Annotated in this window: 23 protein-coding genes; 13 read left to right on the top strand and 10 right to left on the bottom strand. The window is 44.4% G+C overall.

Annotation, left to right across the window (positions count from 1 at the left end):
- Positions 1-5 precede the first annotated feature (5 nt).
- Positions 6-860, bottom strand: a complete 855-nt coding sequence (locus BST85_RS13565) for a flavin reductase family protein (RefSeq protein ID WP_104813756.1) — start codon at positions 858-860, stop codon at positions 6-8.
- A 123-nt stretch (positions 861-983) separates the two neighbouring features.
- Between BST85_RS13565 and BST85_RS13560 the strand changes: the two genes are divergently transcribed.
- Complete coding sequence (locus BST85_RS13560) at positions 984-2,156, top strand: sensor histidine kinase (RefSeq protein ID WP_104813755.1); 1,173 nt, start codon at positions 984-986, stop codon at positions 2,154-2,156.
- A 3-nt stretch (positions 2,157-2,159) separates the two neighbouring features.
- On the opposite strand, the gene BST85_RS13555 is transcribed toward BST85_RS13560, so the two are convergent.
- Together BST85_RS13555 and greA are read right to left on the bottom strand one after the other, a co-directional pair.
- Positions 2,160-2,549, bottom strand: a complete 390-nt coding sequence (locus BST85_RS13555) for an HIT family protein (RefSeq protein WP_104813754.1) — start codon at positions 2,547-2,549, stop codon at positions 2,160-2,162.
- Positions 2,549-3,025 (bottom strand): transcription elongation factor GreA, encoded by a 477-nt coding sequence (gene greA / locus BST85_RS13550; RefSeq protein ID WP_104813753.1) that lies wholly within the window; start codon positions 3,023-3,025, stop codon positions 2,549-2,551. Before greA ends, BST85_RS13555 begins: the two co-directional genes overlap by 1 nt.
- Positions 3,026-3,190: 165 nt before the next feature.
- Here greA and BST85_RS13545 point away from each other — a divergent pair, with 165 nt between their 5' ends.
- A complete protein-coding gene (locus BST85_RS13545; RefSeq protein ID WP_104813752.1) occupies positions 3,191-3,637 on the top strand; it encodes a hypothetical protein in 447 nt (148 codons plus the stop codon).
- On the opposite strand, the gene BST85_RS13540 is transcribed toward BST85_RS13545, so the two are convergent.
- From BST85_RS13540 to BST85_RS13510, 7 genes are all read right to left on the bottom strand, one after another.
- Positions 3,634-5,811: a TonB-dependent receptor gene (locus BST85_RS13540; RefSeq protein WP_104813751.1), complete on the bottom strand. Its 2,178-nt coding sequence runs from the start codon at positions 5,809-5,811 to the stop codon at positions 3,634-3,636. The two genes, BST85_RS13545 and BST85_RS13540, sit on opposite strands and share 4 nt — an antisense overlap.
- A 217-nt stretch (positions 5,812-6,028) precedes the next feature.
- Entirely contained in the window at positions 6,029-6,433 is a 405-nt protein-coding gene (gene arfB, locus BST85_RS13535) for an alternative ribosome rescue aminoacyl-tRNA hydrolase ArfB (protein WP_104813750.1), read from the bottom strand.
- A complete protein-coding gene (locus BST85_RS13530) occupies positions 6,433-7,962 on the bottom strand; it encodes a DUF4301 family protein (RefSeq protein WP_104813749.1) in 1,530 nt (509 codons plus the stop codon). The genes arfB and BST85_RS13530 overlap by 1 nt, the downstream gene beginning before the upstream one ends.
- 6 nt (positions 7,963-7,968) lie before the next feature.
- Positions 7,969-8,523, bottom strand: coding sequence for an AAA family ATPase (locus BST85_RS13525; protein ID WP_104813748.1), 555 nt, complete (start codon positions 8,521-8,523; stop codon positions 7,969-7,971).
- Positions 8,484-9,116 (bottom strand): nicotinamide riboside transporter PnuC, encoded by a 633-nt coding sequence (gene pnuC, locus BST85_RS13520; protein ID WP_104813747.1) that lies wholly within the window; start codon positions 9,114-9,116, stop codon positions 8,484-8,486. Before pnuC ends, BST85_RS13525 begins: the two co-directional genes overlap by 40 nt.
- 3 nt (positions 9,117-9,119) lie before the next feature.
- On the bottom strand, positions 9,120-9,824 hold the full coding sequence (locus BST85_RS13515) for a phosphoglycerol geranylgeranyltransferase (RefSeq protein ID WP_104813746.1): 705 nt from the start codon (positions 9,822-9,824) through the stop codon (positions 9,120-9,122).
- Positions 9,824-10,456, bottom strand: coding sequence for a 4'-phosphopantetheinyl transferase family protein (locus tag BST85_RS13510; RefSeq protein ID WP_104813745.1), 633 nt, complete (start codon positions 10,454-10,456; stop codon positions 9,824-9,826). The genes BST85_RS13515 and BST85_RS13510 overlap by 1 nt, the downstream gene beginning before the upstream one ends.
- Before the next feature lie 72 nt (positions 10,457-10,528).
- On the opposite strand from BST85_RS13510, the gene ahcY reads away from it, so the two are divergent.
- The 11 genes from ahcY (at position 10,529) to BST85_RS13450 (ending at position 20,291) form a co-directional block, all read left to right on the top strand.
- Positions 10,529-11,845 carry an adenosylhomocysteinase gene (ahcY, locus tag BST85_RS13505; RefSeq protein ID WP_104814018.1) on the top strand — a complete coding sequence of 439 codons (1,317 nt, stop codon included), beginning with the start codon at positions 10,529-10,531 and terminating at the stop codon, positions 11,843-11,845.
- 359 nt (positions 11,846-12,204) lie between these two features.
- Positions 12,205-13,380: a tyrosine-type recombinase/integrase gene (locus BST85_RS13500; RefSeq protein ID WP_104813744.1), complete on the top strand. Its 1,176-nt coding sequence runs from the start codon at positions 12,205-12,207 to the stop codon at positions 13,378-13,380.
- A 160-nt stretch (positions 13,381-13,540) separates the two neighbouring features.
- The gene (locus BST85_RS13495) at positions 13,541-14,065 is read left to right on the top strand and encodes a hypothetical protein (protein ID WP_104813743.1); all 525 of its coding nucleotides are present in this window, start codon (positions 13,541-13,543) and stop codon (positions 14,063-14,065) included.
- A 299-nt stretch (positions 14,066-14,364) separates the two neighbouring features.
- A complete protein-coding gene (locus BST85_RS13490) occupies positions 14,365-14,634 on the top strand; it encodes a hypothetical protein (RefSeq protein ID WP_181040030.1) in 270 nt (89 codons plus the stop codon).
- Between the two features lie 206 nt (positions 14,635-14,840).
- Complete coding sequence (locus BST85_RS13485; RefSeq protein WP_104813741.1) at positions 14,841-15,515, top strand: hypothetical protein; 675 nt, start codon at positions 14,841-14,843, stop codon at positions 15,513-15,515.
- Positions 15,516-15,600: 85 nt separating this feature from the next.
- Positions 15,601-16,119, top strand: coding sequence for an SdpI family protein (locus BST85_RS13480; RefSeq protein WP_104813740.1), 519 nt, complete (start codon positions 15,601-15,603; stop codon positions 16,117-16,119).
- A 181-nt stretch (positions 16,120-16,300) separates the two neighbouring features.
- The gene (locus BST85_RS13475; protein ID WP_146090739.1) at positions 16,301-16,765 is read left to right on the top strand and encodes a hypothetical protein; all 465 of its coding nucleotides are present in this window, start codon (positions 16,301-16,303) and stop codon (positions 16,763-16,765) included.
- 203 nt (positions 16,766-16,968) lie between these two features.
- The gene (locus BST85_RS13470) at positions 16,969-17,442 is read left to right on the top strand and encodes a DUF695 domain-containing protein (protein ID WP_104813738.1); all 474 of its coding nucleotides are present in this window, start codon (positions 16,969-16,971) and stop codon (positions 17,440-17,442) included.
- A 272-nt stretch (positions 17,443-17,714) separates the two neighbouring features.
- Positions 17,715-18,251 (top strand): hypothetical protein, encoded by a 537-nt coding sequence (locus BST85_RS13465; protein ID WP_146090738.1) that lies wholly within the window; start codon positions 17,715-17,717, stop codon positions 18,249-18,251.
- Between the two features lie 857 nt (positions 18,252-19,108).
- The gene (locus BST85_RS13455; protein ID WP_104813718.1) at positions 19,109-19,648 is read left to right on the top strand and encodes an RDD family protein; all 540 of its coding nucleotides are present in this window, start codon (positions 19,109-19,111) and stop codon (positions 19,646-19,648) included.
- Positions 19,649-19,844: 196 nt separating this feature from the next.
- Complete coding sequence (locus BST85_RS13450; protein WP_181040029.1) at positions 19,845-20,291, top strand: hypothetical protein; 447 nt, start codon at positions 19,845-19,847, stop codon at positions 20,289-20,291.
- The last annotated feature ends 119 nt before the right edge of the window (positions 20,292-20,410 follow it).

The following is a 20,410-nucleotide window of genomic DNA, read 5'->3' as shown; positions in this document are numbered from 1 at the left end:
TTGATTTATTCCGTATTTTCTTCTTTTAACAATAAGGCCAGTGCCTCTTCTACCCTGTCCTGACCGATGAGCAACTGGGCCTTTTTATGCACATCTTCCAGGCTCATATTTTCGGTACTGATATCCGATGCCGCAACTTCCGGCAAAGCTTCCAAATTGCCTAACCTACCCAGATCGTTCCCAGTCAAGATGGTCGATTGCCTAACAGATTCCGGCAGGCTATCTACACCTATCCCGAGAGTCCTGAGTGGTTTTGGTACTTCGAATAGCCCTAGTTTGGACCGACCATACCAATTCCCACCTAGCCGAGATACCGGATCCAGTTTGACAGGATCAATCTTGCCCTGCTCATCGAGGATGCCTTCGTTCACATGTAGTCGGACAACCTGGGCTATGATCAAGTTGCCCGCACCTCCTTCCGCCCCAAGCGGAATCACCTCGTTTACCTTGCATTCAAATTGAACCGGTGCTTCGGCAACGCGTGGTGGCTGGACCAGATCGGAAGGCAATTCGGTAAAACCGGCCTTCTCAAATTCGTTCACTCCCTGAGGATACTCGGTAGAGGACAGGCTCATTTGCTGAACCATATCGTAGCTCACTATGTTGATCACGACCTCGCCTGTAGCCTGAACATTCTCCAAGGTGTGCTTGGTGGTGTTGTCCCTGACCCTTCTGGCCGGGGAGAAGATCATCACCGGAGGGTTGGCACTGAATACATTGAAAAAACTAAAAGGCGAGAGATTGACCTGACCATCACTACTGACCGTGCTGGCAAAACAGATGGGACGAGGTGCAACTGCGCCCAGTAAATAACCGTGTAACTGCGGGGTCGGAATAGTAGCCGGATCGATGCTCAACATAGAGACAAATGTACGATTTGGCCACTGTCCCCAAAAACCCTCAGGCACAATAATATTAACATAATTGCTTTATATTTATCGCAAAGGCACCGGCCAAGGCAATCGGCCGGATTTTACCATTTTATGCAGAACCGAACGGCCATAACCCGATGGATATTTATCCTGGGTTCAATCCTGATCATCAGTCTTATTCTCTGGAATACTTATCAGTTCTTCAATCAGTTGAAGGAGAACGAAAGGAGTAAGATGGAACTATGGGCCGCAGCCCAGTCAGAATTTGAGCAGACTGACCTCAGCTCGGACGAAGGGATCAGCGACATGGTCCTTCAAGTGCTGCGATCCAACAGTACCACCCCCATGATCTTAAAATCGGCGGAAGGGGACTACGTCGACCGCAACCTGTACAAGAGTAATGTAAGCGATACCACGGCTTATCTGGAAAATCTGATCGTCCGTTTCGAATCCGAGAATCAACCCATCAACCTTTCATATGTAGACCCGGCAAACGGAAACAATGTACAGATCGGGACCCTCTATTACGGCAATTCTGACCTGCTGAACAAACTGAAGTACTACCCTGCGGCCCTCATCCTGATCATCTTTTTGTTCTTTGTGGCCATCTACTTTTTTTACAAGACCTCCCGATCTGCAGAACAAAATAAACTGTGGGCCGGTATGGCCAAAGAGACCGCCCACCAGATTGGAACCCCTTTGTCCTCCTTGGTCGGTTGGGCCGAGATCCTGAAGCAGGAAGGCGTAAAGCCGGAATACATAACTGAGATCGAAAAAGACATCTCCCGACTCAGAACGATCACGGACAGATTCTCTAAGGTAGGATCCAAACCCGTACTGGAGCGTTGTGATGTGGTGGAGGTCACTAGTGAGGTCTACGATTACCTAAAGAGTAGAAGTTCCAAACTAATCGAGTTTGACCTGCAGATCCCCGATCATCCGGTTATGGTCATGCTAAACCCTCAATTGTACGGATGGACCATAGAAAACCTGGTCAAGAATGGGATTGATGCCATGAAGGGAAAAGGAAAGATCAGCATCGGCATCCGGGACAATGGCAGCCAGGCACTTATCGACATTGCTGACACTGGCGTCGGCATCCCGAAAAGGGATCAGAAAAAGGTTTTCTCCCCTGGCTTTACCACCAAAACAAGGGGGTGGGGATTGGGATTGTCGCTGGCCAGAAGGATCATCAACGAATACCACAATGGCCGCATCCATGTAATGAAAAGCAGTAGGAACGAAGGGACGACCATGGAGATCATCCTGAAAAAGGTGGATTAATTATTACAGATTTGCAGCTATATCCGCAGCTAGTTGCTGCATCTGCTCTGAGGTCAGGGAAACTTTGTGTGCAAAGGTCATATCCCGCATCTCATTAATGGGGATCAGATGGACATGCACATGAGGTACCTCCAAACCAATTACGGACATACCAATTCGCTCACAGGGAACGGTCTTCTCCAGGGCCTTGGCAACCCCATACGAAAACTCCATCAACTGAGCGTAGTGCTCCGGGCTCATGTCGAAGATCTTATTGATCTCTTGCTTAGGCACACAGAGTGTATGCCCGGCAGCATTGGGAGCAATATCCAAAAAAGCAATGAAATGATCGTTCTCGGCTACTTTATAGGCCGGGATCTCACCATTGATAATCTTAGTGAATATTGAAGCCATTAGTCCCTGCTGATCTCTAGTACATCAAATTTCATGATACCGTTGGGTACCTGGATCTCGGCCACGTCGCCAACGGATTTCCCAAGTAGTCCCTTGCCGATCGGTGAATCGACAGAGATCTTACCGGTCTTTAGGTCAGCCTCACTTTGGGCCACCAGTTTATAGGTCATTTCCATGCCGTTGACCTGATTTTTAATCTTCACTGTAGAATGCACCAACACCTTGGAGGTGTCTAGTTGTGATTCGTCGATCAGGCGTGCTCCGGCCAGGGTTTCTTCCAGTTTTGCAATACGCATTTCCAATAGTCCCTGTGCCTCTTTGGCAGCATCGTACTCGGCATTCTCGCTCAGATCACCCTTATCCCGGGCATCAGCAATGGCCTGGGAAGCTTTAGGACGCTCCACATCCTTCAGCTGACTGAGCTCATCCCTGAGTTTCTTCAGACCCTCTGCAGTGTAATACGATACATTACTCATAATTTCCTCTTTTTACCGGCTTAACTACTAAGTTATACACCCTTAGCGACCGGTTCGTCATAAAACACAAAAAATCCCATACGCGACGGGATTTCGTTCAACAAAGATACAAAAAATTAAGTTTTGGCGTTTTAATCGTACTTTTATCCCACGAAAATAGAGCAGATGAAACGGATTTTAATTTTATGCCTGAGTGTCCTAATTCTAGGGGCTTGCAATAGTGATGATAGTGGAAACAATAACAATGGGAATAATCCTAACCTGAGTGATCCTTTCATCGATATTAGTCTCGATCTGAATCTGCCAGAATTCAACCCACTGAATTTCCCCGGAGAAACTGTAATTGTGAATGGTCAGGGAATCCGCGGGGTGGTCGTTTTCAACCTGAACAACTCCACATATTTGGCCTTCGACCTGACCGATCCCAACATCAGGCCGAACAATTGTTCGCGCATGACCCTAGAAGGAATCATCGCCACCTGCCCCTGTCCAGATGTCGATAATTCCTATAATCTTGGTCTGTTTGGTCAACACATTACTGATCCTAACAAGTTCCCTATGCAACAATACAGGGCAGAACGTGTTGGTGACCGGGTGATCGTTTCCAATTAGAAGTTTATGGTGGCCCCTAACAAGAAATTGATAGTGGCCTGCGGATAAAATCCGGCACCCTCTACGGTGGTGATGGTTCCCGGATTGGAAAAATCATCATCGAAGGTGAAGTAGTATCCGTTGGACACGTATTCGGTATTGAAGATGTTGTTGACCAAGCCGGTTAGCACAATAGAGTCCAGGAATGGGATCCCTTCTATGGTGTAAACGATGTTCAGGTCGTTCACAAAATAGGAATCCAGTTTGGAGACCTCGCTATCTACATTCCCCATATACTGCTCGCCCACAAACTTGGACAGGAAAGCAAATTGGAGCTTGTCAATGGGTCGATATTCAAGAATACTACCAGCGATGACCGAAGGCGAAAAGGAGATATTGGTCTTCCCAAGGTTGACCAATTCACCATCGATAGATGTGACAAAGTCCTTGTTCTTGTTTTCGCTCAAGGCCAGGTTAGGCCGCCAAACGAAGTGCTCTCCCAGCCCGATGCTGGCATCGACCTCCAGACCCAAGCGATAGCTCTCTCCGGAAGTTGTGCGAATAGGAGCTCCAACATCGTCCAGTTCCCCAGTGAGCACCAATTGGTCCTGGTAATTCATGAAATAGACGTTAGTATTCACCTGTACTTTACCAGTTGCGAGTCTCCATCCCAGTTCAAAGTCATCCAATTTTTCAGGGGTCGTGATCCCTTGCTCGAAGTCCTGCCTTCTCGGCTCTCTATTGGCCCTTCCATAAGAGAAGTAAAACTGATTCTGATCACTCAATCGATAGGAAACACCCGTTTTTGGGTTGAAGAAGCTGTAGCTCTCGTCAACCGCCAAAGCTATCTTATCCGAGGTCAATCCCGTAGTTTGATAATTGATAAAGCGTCCCTGGAGATCTCCATAAACGCTCCAGGTATCGTCAATACGCCAGGTGGCTTTAGAGAATACCGTGGTCTCACGTTTATCTCCATTTCCAAAATAATACCGATCCCGGATCTCGCTCTCACCAGGTACCCGTGCCCAGATAACTTCTCCAAAGTGGTCTCCGTCATATCGGCTCACAAACAAGCCGGAATCCACTTCCAGCTGATCGTCAGAATAACTCACATTGAGGTTGGCTGCGTAAAAATCGTTGTCCAACCAGCGGCGACGAATCAGGTCTGAAGTCGTCACCTCTTCCCCATCGATAGTTACGGGAGGCAACTCGTGAAAGGCGCGGTCGGCATCTTCCTTATATTCTTCAAAATAGCCTCGCCCGTAGGTGTAGTTCAGGGAGAGGTTAGCGCTCCAACGGTTGTTGAATCGCTGGTTCCACAGCAGTTGATAATGATCCTGGGCGTAGTTGTCTACCTGATTATCGTAGAACTGTACATTGCCATTGGCATCGGTGTAAATTCCGGCTGGGTTAAAGGTTCTGTCACTGTCCAAAGTAGCCTGATCTATCCCAAACCAGGATTGATAGGTCTCTTCATGACCTCCAAAAACCACTGCTTTGATCAGCGTATTGCCGTCCTGGTACGATCCCTGCACAAAGTAAGAACGCAGGTCGCTGCTTGCCCTGTCGATGTATCCGTCTGAAGTAATACGAGACAAACGTCCTGAGATCTCTATCCTGTCCTTCAGCAGACCAGTACTGAATTGCAAGGTGTTCTTAAAGGTGTTGAAAGAACCTACCGCAGTGGCAAACTGGCCAAAGGCCTCTTTGCTGGCATCGTCGGTCTGAATGTTCAGGCTGGCCCCAAAAGCACCGGAACCATTGGTGGAGGTCCCTACTCCCCGCTGTAATTGCAAACTCTGTACAGAGGAAGCAAAATCTGGCAGGTTTACCCAAAAGATCCCTTGGCTCTCGGAGTCGTTATACGGGATACCGTTGATGGTCACATTGACCCGCGAGGCATCACTACCTCTTACCCGCAGACCGGTATAACCGATCCCGGCACCGGCATCGGATGTGCTGACAGTTGCGGGAAGATAATTGAGTAAAATCGGAATGTCCTGCCCCAGGTTCCTGGTGGCGATCTCTTCCTTGCTCAGGTTGGAATGGGTAATGGGCGAATCGGCCTCTACCCTGACGTGTTTTAAAAAGACTTCCCCAAGTTGTTCTACCTGAGTGGTGTCTGACTGTTGCTCCTGGGCCCAACTCAAGGCTACGGTTAGCAACAAAACCGGAAAAATGAATATACGTTTCATTCGTAATCAATTGACGAATAAAAGGGGTGATTATTCCGGGTTAAATAATTAGTAAATAATGACCCGGACCTTAAGTCCGTGGCTTCCCTAAACAGCATTACCTGTTCTAGGTTCTATGGGTATGATCTCAGCTTAGGTCCTTCCAGGGAAAGGATTTCAGCACCCCTTTGAGATGTGGTGCAAATTTAAGGAAGAAAGCCAGAAAAACAGCCAATATCTAATCGATTTGTGGCGGTTTTCTTCCAGCCTTTTTGGACGCGTGATGCCGCTTGTTGTCGAGGCGCTTTTGGCGAGAAGCCTTGGATGGCTTGGTTGCCTTCCGAACTTTCGGTTTTTTGAGGGCTTCCTCCAAGAGCTCTTTTAACCTGAGCACAGCTTCTTCTTTATTGCGGGATTGGCTGCGGCTTTGGTCGCTCTGGAGGATCAATTTCCCCTCTTTACTGATGCGGGCACTGAGTTTTTCCAAGATCATGAATTTTTCTTCCTCGGTCAGTCCTAAGGAGGCCGATGGGTTGAACGTCAGTTCCACCTTGGTGGAGGTCTTGTTGACATGCTGACCTCCGGGGCCACTACTTCTGACGGCCCTGTACTTTAGCTCAGAGATAATCTTTCCCCATTCCATCAGGCATTGGGTCTGTGCATACGGCCCAGTAAATCGTTCACTGTTTTAACCGGGTTAAAGGTTTCAACTGGAACCTGGACAAAAAGGGTATTCCAATAAGCCATACCACCATTCCAGAGGCCAGGAAGTTCCAAAGCCCGAATGGGCGTCTCTCCCACCGATTTGTCCGAGATAAATCCGGCATTGGGGTCCACATAATCGGCCAATTTGAACTTTTCGCCTTTGTAATTCTTCAGGCCACAGACCAGGTCCACCGGGTTAAAGTGGGTAGCTTCCTCAACCACGGCCTGCTGATGTGGATCAGAGAGATCGATCTGCGAAGTCTCCACGATCTGAAGGCTGATCTGTTCATCCTCATCCTGCACCCAAAAAGGACCCCCTCCGGGAGCACCGGTGTTGGGGACCACACCACAAACCCGAATAGGCCTATCCAACAGGGCACGGACCTTATCCATTTGCTCAGGGATGTTTTTGATTTTTAGGTCTTTATACAAAAAGGACTTAATCTCATTCTGCTGATCCTCAGTCAGAGGTCCCTGGTCGATCAGATCCAGGTAAGCGAAGGCCTTCTTCTGAACCTTGAGCAATTTACCAGCAAGGATCTTTTTCCAATGGGCAAGCTCCTCTACATATTCGGCAGCGCAAACATTATCTATGTTCTTTATGAAGACCAAGTCGGCATCTACCTCATCCAGATTCTTTAATAATGCCCCATGACCGGATGGCCGAAAGACCAGCTTATCGTCCTGGTCTCGAAAAGGGAAATTGTCTCGTGTAACTGCCAGGGTATCGGTATCCCCGGATTGGAAGGAATAGGTAATGGCGAACCGCTTCTTGGTCTTGTTGGAGACTCGTTTCTCGATGGTCTTATAATGGGCACGAAAGGCATCCAGGTGTTGAGGGGAAAAGGTGAAATGCAATTGCGCCTCTCCCCGTGAAGTCGAATAAAAGGCCGCTTCGTAAAGCTGTTCCTCGAAGGCAGTAGTGGAGTATTTCACATACCGATGAAAAGGGATCAAGCCTTTGGGTAGATTGGAGAAATTCAGGCCCTCCTCTTCCAGCATGGCCCGCACAAAAAAGACAGCCCTTTCTCCCTTGTTGGACTTTTTGTAATCCGGGAAACGGGAACGAATATTTCGCCTTACCTCGTTGATAAAGGGAAACTCGTTGAGGGAATCGAAAAATATTTCCAGGTCCGCAGAATCCTTACGTCTGAGGTAGCGGTTCAAGCTTTCAGACTCCGCATCGTAGTCTGCCAGGAATTCGTGTAAGAACTTAAACATACGAGTGGCTGCCCCGGAGGCAGGCACAAACTTGATGACATCTATCTTTTCCTTTTCCTTCTCAAAGCCCGCAATCAGTTTTTCGGCCTTGTCGTCCGGGATGATCTCTATCCCATTCCCGATTGAAGCCGGAGTAACAACTTGCGTTTTAGGGATACCAAGAGAAAATTTCTCGAGTTGTCTGTAGACCTTCTCTAAGGTAAGACCGTGGTCCTCGATCTGTTCTATGTCTTTTTCGTGTAGCATTTGGGGTCAGGCATGTTGGTGGACGATGGAAACCGCAACTTTCAGCCGATCTTCCAATGTGCCGGAAAGTACTGTGTAGGGTAGTCCGTAATCCATCAGTTTACGCTCAAAAATAGTAAATAGTTCTTCTCTACTGTTGGGTCTGTCACGTAAATCATCTGCGACCCATGGTACGTCGATGTCTGTCAGGAAATAATGGACATAGTGATTCCTCTTATTCGCCTGTAAAATTGCTTCCGGACAAAACCCCTGGTAATAATACTGGGCATAGGTTTCCAACTGGACTAGGTTAGTGTCGCAGAAAATCAACTTACGCCCTTGGGCCTTTAAGTTCTCTTCTGCCATCTGTCCCATGGCTATAGGAAGTAGATCTTCCCGGGTACAGGTAAGCCCCGTTTCATCCAGTTTGTTCTGAAGATATGACCGCATCTGTTCCTCTACCCAAACCGTATCAAAATGATCCGCAATCTGAGCGGCCAGAGTGGTCTTGCCGGTAGATTCAGGCCCGAAGAAGACAAATCTCAGGCAGTCTGGGTGTTGTTGGATAAGGCTTTCTTCCATGCGATCAGACCTTGAATGGCCAGAATTGTAAAAATTAAGTATTGCAAAGATAACATCCCCAGCCCCCTGTAGGCATAGAGTGGAACCGTGACCACGTTGGCCACGATCCATAGGGTCCAGTGTTCGATCTTCTTGTTGGCCATAAACCACATGGCGGTAAAAAAGACCCCGGAGGTGATCACATCGATGTAGTTCTCTGGTTGCATATCATAGTCTGCCAGGCGATAGACCGCATAAGTAACTACAGCTGTGATCAGGAACATCACAAAGCCGGTGCGTCTTTCGCCCACAGTGGTCCTGGAGATAGGAACAACCGGCTTATCATCTTTCATCCTGGCCCAGTTCCACCAGCCGTAAATGCTCATGGCAGAGTAGTAGACATTCATCATCATGTCTCCAAAGTAACCGGCTACATAGAGCAAATAGACGGTGATCACCGTAGAGATCAAGCCTGTAGGATAGACCCAGATATTAACTCGTTTGGCATAGACCACACTGGCAATACCCAGGAAAAAGGCAATGGCTTCTAAAACGATCTGCCAGGCAGGTGCCTGCCGATATGCGTCGATAAAAAAATCGAGTAACTGCTCCATGGATCAAGAGGGAGTTTCGAAATGGGTTCCCATAATGACCATATTGGCTCCGGCCTTGTACGTCTGACGAAGCGTCTCTTGGCTCCGGATACCACCACCAACGATCAGTGGTACATCCAATACTTCCTGAACAGCCTGAATTACCTGTGGTCGTACGGGAGTTATGGCCCCCGATCCAGCTTCCAGATACACCATGCTGGCTCCCATCAATTGACCGGCGAGAGCGGTATGAGTGATCTCTTCAACATCTTCCTGAGGCATGGGTAGTGTTCCCGTGACCTGCTGCACAGCGGACCGATGACCTCCATCCACAAGGATATAAGCAGTGGGAATGACCTCTAAGCTGGTATCTTTCAAATGAGCAGCTGCTTTGAGTTGCTGCCCGATCAAATATTCCGGGTTTCGTCCAGAGAGCAAGGAGAGGAACATCAACACATCTGCCCTTTCGCTGATCTGATGGTGATCTCCCGGGAAAAGCCAGACTGGTAATTGGGTGCATTGCCGAATTGCCTGGACCGCAAGATCAGTCTGTCCGTTTTTAACCGTACTCCCACCAACCAAGATGTGGGTGGCTCCCTTGGGAAGACGATCGATATATTCCTCTGTTCGATCCAAATCAAACTTATCGGGGTCGATCAGTATGCCTAAGAGTTCCTTTTGATTGGCAAGCTGTTGGAGTAGATGCTTGTAATGATCTCCTACTTGCATCAGGCAGAAATTTGGGCGTAAGCACAGGTAAATCCCTCAAACTCCAGGAATTTGACACTATATCTCTCACTGCGATCAAAATAACTGATAGAGGCCTCGGTCCGTTCTTCCCCCAAATTAAAATCCTCTACGTAGATATGCTCCAGGAAGCTAACTCCTTTTTCGGCAAAGCTTTTATAGAGGCTCTCCTTGGCGCACCAGACCATGGTCAGTTTACGCATCAGGGCATCCTCATTGGCCAGGGTCCTGTATTCCCTTACTGGGGTGAACTTCCTGGCAATCCTTAGGATCTTATGCCGCTGCATCTCGATATCGATCCCCACCGAAAAATCCGAGATCACAATTGCGGAAAAGGTAAAGGAGTGGGTGATGGAGATCTGCCGGCCGTCATTGAGATGAGGCTTGCCATTGTCGTCATAGTACAGATCCTTATCCTCGTAGCCTTCTATAGCCAAGAGCTGGCGAACACTCATAAACCCCCTTCTGTGTATCTCGCTTTTCATCCCTTCTACCCGTTGGCGGCAATTCTGGGTAAGCACTACACCTTTGCTGAGCTCGTTGAAGCTTTCTTCTATCTTCCAGATCAGAACCTTAGCGTTACCAGGAGCTGTTATTGTTTTGTAAAGAGGCATAGAATGTGCGGGATATTGCGTAATTTTGCCCAGCGAAAATTTAAAGGAAATCCAAAAACCAAATATAGTAATATGTCAACTAAAACAGTGCCTTACGTACCTTATAAAGTAAAGGATATCGCTTTGGCCGATTGGGGTCGAAAGGAGATCGAATTGGCCGAGGCAGAAATGCCCGGACTGATGTCATTGCGAGAAGAATACAAGGACGAACAGCCTCTGAAAGGAGCTCGAATTGCCGGATGTCTGCACATGACCATACAGACCGCAGTACTGATCGAGACCTTGCAAGCCCTAGGTGCAGAAGTAACTTGGAGTAGTTGTAACATCTTCTCTACTCAGGATCAGGCTGCTGCTGCCATTGCTGCTGCCGGTGTCCCTGTTTACGCCTGGAAAGGAATGACAGAAGAAGAGTTTGACTGGTGTATCGAGCAAACCCTGTTCTTTGGGGAAGACCGCCAGCCACTAAACATGATCCTGGACGACGGAGGTGATCTGACCAATATGGTATTGGATAAGTACCCAGAATTGGTTGAAGGTATCAAAGGACTGAGTGAAGAGACCACTACTGGTGTTCACCGCTTGTATGAGCGTGTTACCAATGGAACACTCCCCATGCCAGCCATCAACGTGAACGACTCGGTGACCAAGTCTAAGTTTGACAACAAATACGGTTGTAAGGAAAGTGCCGTTGATGCAATCCGCCGTGCCACCGATGTGATGCTGGCCGGGAAACGAGTAGTCGTTTGTGGATACGGAGATGTTGGTAAAGGAACAGCTGCTTCCTTCCGCGGAGCAGGATCCATCGTTACCGTAACGGAGATCGATCCGATCTGCGCCCTACAGGCGGCTATGGACGGTTTCGAGGTTAAAAAGCTGGAAACTGTTGTAGGCAATGCAGACATTGTAATCACCACCACCGGAAACAAGGACATCGTTCAGAGCCATCACTTTGAGGCCATGAAGGATAAGACCATCGTTTGTAATATCGGGCACTTTGACAACGAGATCGATGTGGCCTGGCTGGACAATAACCACGGCGGTAGCAAAGTTGAGATCAAACCTCAGGTGGACAAATATACTGTGAACGGGAAGGACATCATCCTGTTGGCAGAAGGACGCCTAGTAAACCTAGGTTGTGCCACCGGCCACCCAAGTTTTGTGATGAGTAACTCGTTTACTAACCAAACCCTGGCTCAGATCGAACTGTGGAACAACCACGGGGAATACGAGAACAAGGTCTATATGTTGCCTAAGCACTTAGACGAGAAAGTAGCCAAACTTCACTTGGCCAAGATTGGAGCAGAACTGACCGAACTTCGCAAGGAGCAAGCGGACTATATCGGTGTAAAAGTTGAAGGACCCTTTAAGCCGGAGTATTACCGTTACTAGTTAATCGTTATTCGTTACTCGTTATTCGAGATAAAAATAGAGCCCTGGTTTATACCGGGGCTTTTTTCGTTAGTCGAAGTAAAAATCGATTCACGATTCACCAATAACCAATAACCCCTTATACCTTGGGGCCCCTATTCCCCTTCCGGGGTCAATGTAGTTCTTCTTCTTATTGACACCAAGACCTGATAAGCGTTGATCAGGCAATTCAAGAATGAAGTAGCATGCATTTATAAAAAGCCAGAAGTCAGTAGTCTTTAGTCCATAGTCGAATAAGTCCTTATCTTTAAATCTCTCCTCTGGTATTTCCCATAGTCTAATTGGCTGCTGTTTGCACGGCGACCCAAATCTGTAAGTTTATGGAAATACGAGTTCTGCCCGGAACCCTTCACGGCCGGGCCTGCCATTTTATCAAACCGCCCAAAGACCATTTTGTCAGAAGAAAACTGGAGCAAGTTCCGGGTCTAATCTATGACCCCAAGCATGGTTGTTTCTATGCCTATGTAGACGAATTGCCTTTTGCAAAATTGTTTAAGCGGTTGCGAGCCCAAGGGCTTTTTGTGGATTACAGCCAGGTTAAAAACGACTGGAAAGCCAATAAACCGGCCCGCCAGGACCGAAGGAAACTGAGTGCGGAGCAGAAAGACCTGATCCGGCGTTATGTGCGTTACCTAAATGGCCTTCGTTTAAGTGACAATACCGTAAAGGTGTATTTTGGATTTGTTGCCGACCTGGTCGAATATGCCGGAGATCACCACTATCAAAATTGGAATAACGATCTGGTCAGGGGATTTGTAGAGGGGCAGATTGCCAAGAAGCGATATGCGATTAGTACCCACCGGCAATTTATAGCCGCCATGAAACACCTGGCTGCTTTCCTGCCAGATTCAGAATTGGTTGTGGAAGAATTGCCAACCCCTTCCCGCTCCCGAAAACTGCCTACGGTATTGAGCAAAGAGGAAGTGATCGAACTGATCCGAAGTACGACCAATCTGAAACACCGAGCCACCCTGGCCCTACTCTATTCCTCAGGCTTGAGGGTGGGTGAAGTGATCGACCTGGAGCTGAGCGATCTGGACATTGACCGTCGGCAAGTCTTTATCCGGCAGGGTAAAGGTCGGAAGGACCGGGTAGTGATCCTGGCCCAAAGTTTTATGCCGCTGCTGCACAACTACCTGATGACTTACCAGCCCAAACGGTATTTTATTGAGGGAGCCAAAGGGAGAAAATACACAGCCGGCAGTATCCGCAACTTCCTGAAACGATCCTGTAAACTGGCCGGTATCCGCAAGAAGGTTACCCCACACACGTTGAGGCATAGTTTTGCCACCCACCTGATCGAGAACGGGGTCGGTGTGATGCATGTGCAACAATTATTGGGTCACGCCAAACCAGATACAACCATGATATACACCCACATCGCCCAAAAGGACCTTTTGAACATCAGGAGCCCGTTGGATATGACAGTAGAAAAGCTGAGCAAACAACAAACCGATGACCCCTACTCCAGGTTTTCAAAAAATTTGCTCAGATAAGTTGTTGATATTTAGGAATTCCGATAAGCTTACTGGTTTGACTACGTATTTTTACGTATTTCGATAACCAAAAGGTTTAGTATTTTGTAGCAATTACAAGGGGTTTGGTCTGTTATTCGTGCATTCTGGACTCGATATAACAAGTTGGCTACAATTTAATATGAAATCATACTTTGACTTCTCGAGTAAATCTCAGACCTATTTGGTGGGTTGTTCTAGCCAGGAAATAGAAAGTCTCCTCAATTCCGAGCTCCAGAGAAAGTGGAAACATAAGCAACACAATATTTCTGGCAAGAAGCTAAGCCCAAGTCAATATTTAATTCACCTCAAATTCTCTGGGGTATTTTCAAACTTGTATATGGGACCAGTTGACAGGCTTCGCCTTCTTTTTGAGGATAATTCAAGTAAAGATCAAACAAGGATTAATTTGACCTCGAAATATGGAATATCGTTGAAATATCAATTCATGTTTTCGATGATAGTGTTGTTACTCGGATTAACCCTTTTTGGATTTGTCTTAAAGGAAGGAACAATCACAGGCAGTTTAGGCGTCCTTATAATTCCAGCTTTTGGATTTTTCTATGGATTAATCCTTATGTTCTGGAGAGAACAAGAAAGAACAAAATTGATTAGTAGTTTCGACGAGTTACTTGTTGAAAACGGAATTGAGGTTAAAAAACTGTAGCCAACAACGCATAAAAGCCATACTCGGTGTGGTAAGAATCAAAGCGAGAACTTTTGAAACAAAAACCGAACATTAACTAACAAAACAAACGCCAGGACTTGCCTCGCCTTCGGGCCAATCTTTTGGCTCCGCCAAAACCCAGCACAAGGCAAGTCACAGAGCCGTACGGCTCTTATACGAGACCGTTCTACGCAATTTAACCACGGTTACTACCATACTGAATAACAATGCTAAATAAGACTCAATTAATTGCACTTCTCTCCCTGGTACTAAGTCACCTATTCTTGATACTTAATTTCGTGCTCGATAGCCCAAACGGCGAGAATATTTTTCTTTTCTATTTAGCCTGGATATTAGGAATTGTAAGTGTCGTATCTAACTTGATCCTTGCTGACAATCTTGGCATAAATAAATGGGCCCTAGGTGTTTTTGGATTATTTGGAATTGCTTGGCTTTTCCCTCCTATGTTATTCACCTTTTTTGGCATCCCTTGTTTAGTTGGTTTTTTAGGGTTTGGTATTTACTTTCATGGAAAAGCTTTTGAGAAAAGTTCAAAAAAAACTGCGTAGAACAACGCATAAAAACCAGTGCGAAATGCGGGAAATACGTATTTACTCGCTCCCAGAAATTACTAACTTGGCATTAATAACAAAGCAATCGGCAGTGCACTTGCCCTGCCTTTGCCCCAATTTTCCGGCACAGCCGGAATCGACGCAGGCAAGTGCCTGAGTCGCACCGAGTTTTTATACGAAACCGTTGTGCCTAATTTGAAAAAATGAAAATCGTCCTATCAATCATATTGACCGTTTTGACCATCCAAAGCTCATTTGGACAAGTAGCGACTATCCAAGACCCTGACGGTTGGACAAACGTGAGAAAATCGCCTGACGGAACATCGGAGATAATTCAAAGGGTTTATGAAAATGAAGTGTTTTGGTACGACTCTGAAGAAACCGACCAAGAACAAAAATGGATTTCAATTTACATTCCGAAAAACGACTATAGCCTTGGAAAAAGCGAACCAGGTTATATAGTAGGATTCATTCATAAGTCGCGACTTCTACCATTGGAAAAACTTCAAGGATATACGGGTAATGACTTTACCTTTAAATATGAACTAGGTGACTTCGATTCCACCAATCGAATAATCGACAAACAAGACGGAAAATGGATTTCGGCTATTGACGGACGACCTGTTTGGGGAACTGACGGAAATTTTCCGAAGACTCAAGTTGACAATATCAAAGTGATAATTGACGGACAAGAAATTGAAATACACGAAGTATTTTATTCCGACATATATGAATGTGATAACGAAATTTCAATCTACAAGAATGGCGAAACCTACTTCGCTCATCAATGGAATAGTGATGGAGCGGGTGCTTATGAAATTGTTTGGGTCTTGGATAAAAACGGATTGAAACAACGACTTGTAGGAACGATTATTTAAAAAGAAAAAACTAGGCACAACAACGGGTATAGTGCATGCCTGCGGGACACGCACCATACCCAAACCGTTGTGCATAATTTGAAAAATGAATCGTCCGAAAATTAAAATAGAAAAAACTGTTGCTGATAATTTAATAGAGATTGTGACTTTTCTATTGATTTTGAGTTCGGGAATTTTAATCGGAATTTATTACAACCAATTACCCGAAAAGCTACCCATACATTTTAATTGGCCATCTAAAGACGAAAATGGATTTGGGACAAAAGACTTGCTTTGGGCAAGCCCAATAATTTGTGGAATAATTGGAATCGGAATTTATAAACTGAATCAATATCCGTGGATTTTCAACTATCCATCTGAAATAGATGAAAATAATGCGGAATATAATTACCGACAAGCGACACAAATGCTACGTATTTTGAACTTACTCATTGGGTTTCTCTGTCTTTCGGTGACTTTAATGTCAGTTTTAGATGGACTTGGAATAGAAAATGAACTTGATAAATTTCTTGGACCTCTTTTTCCAATTTTATTGATTGGACTTCCAATTCTATATGTGATAAAAATTTTAATGAATAAAAAAACTATGCACAACAATGTATAACCGCAATTACGGCGAAAACTGGTTAAGTGAATGAAACTTCTCACATGTCAACCACATTAACAACAATAAAAAAAGAAACCAAAAAAAACCGTAACTGACGGTTATACGGGACCGTTGTGCATCATTTAATATGAACCAAGACAATTTTTATACTTTAAGTTTCAACTCAAACAACTCGGAGTTGGTTGTCGAGGTAATAGTAGAATACAATGATCAGGACCTATTCAGCGGGCAGTATAATCCATCAGAGTTGAAGGTCAAAAAAAGTCAGGGAAGAAACGTATATGAAATAGTTCGCCTTCAAGATGTGTTTAACTTTTTAGTGTCTCCTAAAGTACTCGCCGCCCTAGAATTAAACGGACTATCAGGTTGGAAAAGTTACGGAGTACAATCAGATATCGAATTAGTAGGTTACAGAGGTTTCCAATGTACTGGTAAATGTGGTTTTCCAGTTAGACCAAAGCAAAGTGGTTTTGTCACAGGTTACGAATTCGATATAGAAACATGGGATGGAAGCGACTTTTTTATACCAGAATCAACTATGATGATCATTTGCACGGAAAGGGCTAAGCAAGTCCTGGATAAATTAAATATAAAGAATATTGAGCTCGAGAACTTAAGGTCACATGAATGGTACAATGCATAAAAACGAATGCACAACAACGGCTATAACTCAGTGGGCTATTGTTCTGGACCGATAATTGATCAAGTGAAAACTAATAACAACGTAAACCAAACAACAACGCAAAAACCCGGCTCACTGGCGCAGGCCAACTTCCGGCGCTTAACGTTCGCCGGGCCCTACGGCCCACCGAAGTCATAGCCAAACCGTTGGCTACTATTAGGAATATGCTCAATCTATTTAAAAAGAGAAGTGAGAATAAGAATCACGATGACCAGCAAAAGGGTATCGTAGGTGAATATTTTGAAAATGGTTTCCCAGTCATAGTAAAATTCGTGAGTGAATTACCTGCCAAAGGAATAGTTTCTAAAATGAAATGGTTTACTGTTATATCATGGAATTATGATGGAAGTCAAAATAATGGAATGCCTCCCGAAGCCATTAATCAAAGGATGCTCTTACTTGAAGAGGCATTAGACAAAGCTTTCAGAAATGGTAAAATAACTCATCATGCCTATAACAGAACAGGAAACAGTCTAAAAGAATTCAACTACTATATAAGTGACAGAGATAAATTTATGTCAAGGTTTAATTCTGCCTTGGCAAAACATGAACGCTATCCAATTGAGATTAACTTTTATGAAGATCCGGATTGGTCCGAAATGAATAGGTTAATTGAGGATTTTAAACCAAAACAGTAGCCAACAACGCATAAAAGCCATACTCGGTGTGGTAAGAATCAAAGCGAGAACTTTTGAAACAAAAACCGAACATTAACTAACAATACAAACGCATGGACTTGCCTCGCCTTCGGGCCAATTTTTTGGCTCCGCCAAAACCCAGCGCAAGGCAAGTCATAGAGCCGTACGGCTCTTATACGAAACCGTTGTGGTGTATACTAGTTGAAAATATAATGACTCCTAAGTTTGTGAATTTTTCGAGTTTGATTTTGTTGCTGATTTTAGCAGGTTGCATGAAATCAAAGAAAGAAGTCAAAGAATATGGCTTTATTATGCAAAATAGCGATAGTTCAAGCGTATCAGTCCATATTTCAGACTTTAATAGTTACGGCGACTTTCTTCAGAGACTTCAAGATATCACCTGTGATGATAGTATCCCCCGAGTTGTTTTAGAATCAGATAAAAAAACTAAGCACATATATCCATTGGAATATTGTGATAATGCACCATTCTTTCATCCTCGATTTAGAAATACATTTTTCGTTCAAAAAGATCGGATTGTCAAGAACGAATGTTTAGTCGAATATCACGATCTGAAATATTCACTGAACGCGAATTTCGAAAATTTCGGAAAAGACCCAGATCTTGCTGAGAGTCCGGATAAGGTATTATTCATATTTGAGATATATGAAAATCAAGGAATCGAAGGCATTGAAAATCACCTTGAAATTATTACAGAGTCATACGATTCATTAAGAACAAAGAATGGCTTGAAGATATTATTCTGGCCGAAAATTGATGTTATCACAGAACCAGAACATAAAAATTAAATACACACCACAACAACGCATAAAAACCAGTGCGAATTGCGGGAAATACGTATTTACTCGCTCCCAGAAATTACTAACTTGGCATTAATAACAAAGCAAATGGCAGAGCACTTGCCCTGCCCTTGCCCCAATTTTCCGGCACAGCCGGAATCGACGCAGGCAAGTGCCTGAGTCGCACCAAGTTTTTATACGAAACCGTTATGCAAAATGTCCATTCATTAAGCAGCAGTATTGAAAATCATTAAAAACATATCGCAGTTTTTGAGCAAGCAAATCGTTCAGCGAATACTGTATGGTATTGCACTTATTTTTTGGTTATGGGTATTCAGCGACAGCTTCAGATATTACAATTCAGAGAGTTCAATCGGGATTAAATATTTATGGCTTATAGCAATTCCATCAGCTCTTTTGACCGCACAAATAGTGTTCAATAACAAAGTAATATGGGGTATAATAGTTGGTCTGGTTTCAATCTATTCAATATGGACATTATGGCAATTCTTTCATTTAAATATCCTTATTGAATACCATAAAGATTACATCCCAAAAAATAATTGGCCACTTAACGATATTATCTGGTTTTTGATATTTTCAATCCTATTTGTTGTGGTTAACTGGGTGGTTTGGAAACTAAAACCAAGCAAAAAACACTTTGCATAACAACGGCTATAACTCAGTGGGCTATTGTTCTGGACCGATAATTGATCAATTGAAAACTAAACACAACGTAAAACAAACAACAACGCAAAAACCCGGCTCACTGGCCCGGGCCAACTTCCGGCGCTTAACGTTCGCCGGGCCCTGTGGCCCACCGAAGTCATAGCCAGGACCGTTGGCAACTATAACATTTTAAATTTATGAATGAGACTCCACAGCACGCAAAATTTTGGGACCGTGTTGGTGCCTATTTACTAGACGGAATAATCATAGGATTCCTTTCTTTCGGAATGAACTATCTTAATATTGCCTACTTCAAGAGCTTTTGGATTTATCTGCTTGTGGCAGTTATTGGTTTAATGTACAAGCCCTATTTTGAAAGTAAATACAATGCAACACTAGGAAAATTAGTATTGAACCTTCAGGTAACCGATTGGAATTATAATTATATCTCATTCAAAAGAGCTCTTTTAAGGAGCCTAATATTAATTCTGTCCTCGTTAATATATATACCCATTCATTACTTAGCGTTTAATAACTCATATATGATGGAAGCCACCGGAGTATTCGATTTTTCAACTCGTCTAAGTGAGGTTTATCCCTTGATGACTCTTTCTGCCAGTATGATATCTTGGATCGTCCTTGCCGACATCATTGTTTATCTGGTTGAGGTAAACAAAAATCAAAGGTCACTTAAGGATTTCATTGCGAAAACATATGTAATTGTAAAGCAAAAATAGTTTACAGTTGCCAACACCGGCTATAACTCAGTGGACTAAAGATCTGGACCGAAAATTGATCAATTGAAAACTAAAAACAACGTAAAACAAACAACAACGCAAAACCCCGGCTCACTGGCCCGGCCAACTTCCGGCGCTTAACGTTCGCCGAGCCCTGTGGCCCACCGAAGTCATAGCCAAACCGTTGTACCACATTATGAAAAACTCTCGAATTTGGATATTAATATTGTTATCAATGGCGCTTTCCTGTAAGGACAAAAACGCGGAAAAGCCAAACAGAAATAAAATGGAAAACGAGTTTGTATCAAGAATCCACACAACGGACTTAGAGACGGATTTATATCAACTTTTGGGAAAAACCTCCTTGGAAAAACATATTTCTGACTTTGAAAACGTGGATTGGAAAGCGGACTATAAAAAAGAGTTCAATTCTATGAATTTCAATATGCCGGACTTAGAGGTTTTGAGCAAAAATGACTCAAAATATCTTTCGGTAAGTATCGCCCCCGACACTGAGGACAATTATCAGTATACAATCGGACTTGGAACTCATTTGGAGACAGACGACCCGAACAACCCAAATCGTAAAGTCAAACTTTATATGACGGAATCCGAAAATCCAGCTATACCAAAAAGTTTTTGAACTTATTTTTCAAAAGGGACTTTGATGAAATCAATTCGGAATTGGACGGACTTTACTTTATGGACGAAATTGAGGATGTTTATAAAAACCAAAAATAACGTGGTACAACAACGGCTATA

It is taken from the genome of Aureitalea marina (assembly GCF_002943755.1).
Taxonomy (GTDB): Bacteria; Bacteroidota; Bacteroidia; order Flavobacteriales; family Flavobacteriaceae; genus Aureitalea; species Aureitalea marina.
The sequence above is the reverse complement of the archived record's forward strand: the minus strand, read 5'-3'. Positions and strand labels throughout refer to the sequence as shown.

Excerpts from the sequence above, each read along its gene's own strand:
- BST85_RS13510 (WP_104813745.1), bottom strand. The coding sequence starts at position 10,456 with ATGCCTCTTTACAAAACAATAACAGCTCCTGGTAACGCTAAGGTTCTG.
- BST85_RS13470 (WP_104813738.1), top strand. The coding sequence starts at position 16,969 with ATGCTCAATCTATTTAAAAAGAGAAGTGAGAATAAGAATCACGATGAC.
- BST85_RS13560 (WP_104813755.1), top strand. The coding sequence starts at position 984 with ATGCAGAACCGAACGGCCATAACCCGATGGATATTTATCCTGGGTTCA.
- BST85_RS13540 (WP_104813751.1), bottom strand. The coding sequence starts at position 5,811 with ATGAAACGTATATTCATTTTTCCGGTTTTGTTGCTAACCGTAGCCTTG.
- ahcY (WP_104814018.1), top strand. The coding sequence starts at position 10,529 with ATGTCAACTAAAACAGTGCCTTACGTACCTTATAAAGTAAAGGATATC.
- BST85_RS13480 (WP_104813740.1), top strand. The coding sequence starts at position 15,601 with ATGAATCGTCCGAAAATTAAAATAGAAAAAACTGTTGCTGATAATTTA.
- BST85_RS13515 (WP_104813746.1), bottom strand. The coding sequence starts at position 9,824 with ATGCAAGTAGGAGATCATTACAAGCATCTACTCCAACAGCTTGCCAAT.
- BST85_RS13465 (WP_146090738.1), top strand. The coding sequence starts at position 17,715 with ATGAAATCAAAGAAAGAAGTCAAAGAATATGGCTTTATTATGCAAAAT.
- BST85_RS13485 (WP_104813741.1), top strand. The coding sequence starts at position 14,841 with ATGAAAATCGTCCTATCAATCATATTGACCGTTTTGACCATCCAAAGC.
- pnuC (WP_104813747.1), bottom strand. The coding sequence starts at position 9,116 with ATGGAGCAGTTACTCGATTTTTTTATCGACGCATATCGGCAGGCACCT.
- BST85_RS13565 (WP_104813756.1), bottom strand. The coding sequence starts at position 860 with ATGTTGAGCATCGATCCGGCTACTATTCCGACCCCGCAGTTACACGGT.
- BST85_RS13525 (WP_104813748.1), bottom strand. The coding sequence starts at position 8,523 with ATGGAAGAAAGCCTTATCCAACAACACCCAGACTGCCTGAGATTTGTC.
- BST85_RS13450 (WP_181040029.1), top strand. The coding sequence starts at position 19,845 with ATGAAAAACTCTCGAATTTGGATATTAATATTGTTATCAATGGCGCTT.
- BST85_RS13555 (WP_104813754.1), bottom strand. The coding sequence starts at position 2,549 with ATGGCTTCAATATTCACTAAGATTATCAATGGTGAGATCCCGGCCTAT.
- BST85_RS13500 (WP_104813744.1), top strand. The coding sequence starts at position 12,205 with ATGGAAATACGAGTTCTGCCCGGAACCCTTCACGGCCGGGCCTGCCAT.
- BST85_RS13455 (WP_104813718.1), top strand. The coding sequence starts at position 19,109 with ATGAATGAGACTCCACAGCACGCAAAATTTTGGGACCGTGTTGGTGCC.
- BST85_RS13495 (WP_104813743.1), top strand. The coding sequence starts at position 13,541 with ATGAAATCATACTTTGACTTCTCGAGTAAATCTCAGACCTATTTGGTG.
- BST85_RS13545 (WP_104813752.1), top strand. The coding sequence starts at position 3,191 with ATGAAACGGATTTTAATTTTATGCCTGAGTGTCCTAATTCTAGGGGCT.
- arfB (WP_104813750.1), bottom strand. The coding sequence starts at position 6,433 with ATGGAATGGGGAAAGATTATCTCTGAGCTAAAGTACAGGGCCGTCAGA.
- greA (WP_104813753.1), bottom strand. The coding sequence starts at position 3,025 with ATGAGTAATGTATCGTATTACACTGCAGAGGGTCTGAAGAAACTCAGG.
- BST85_RS13530 (WP_104813749.1), bottom strand. The coding sequence starts at position 7,962 with ATGCTACACGAAAAAGACATAGAACAGATCGAGGACCACGGTCTTACC.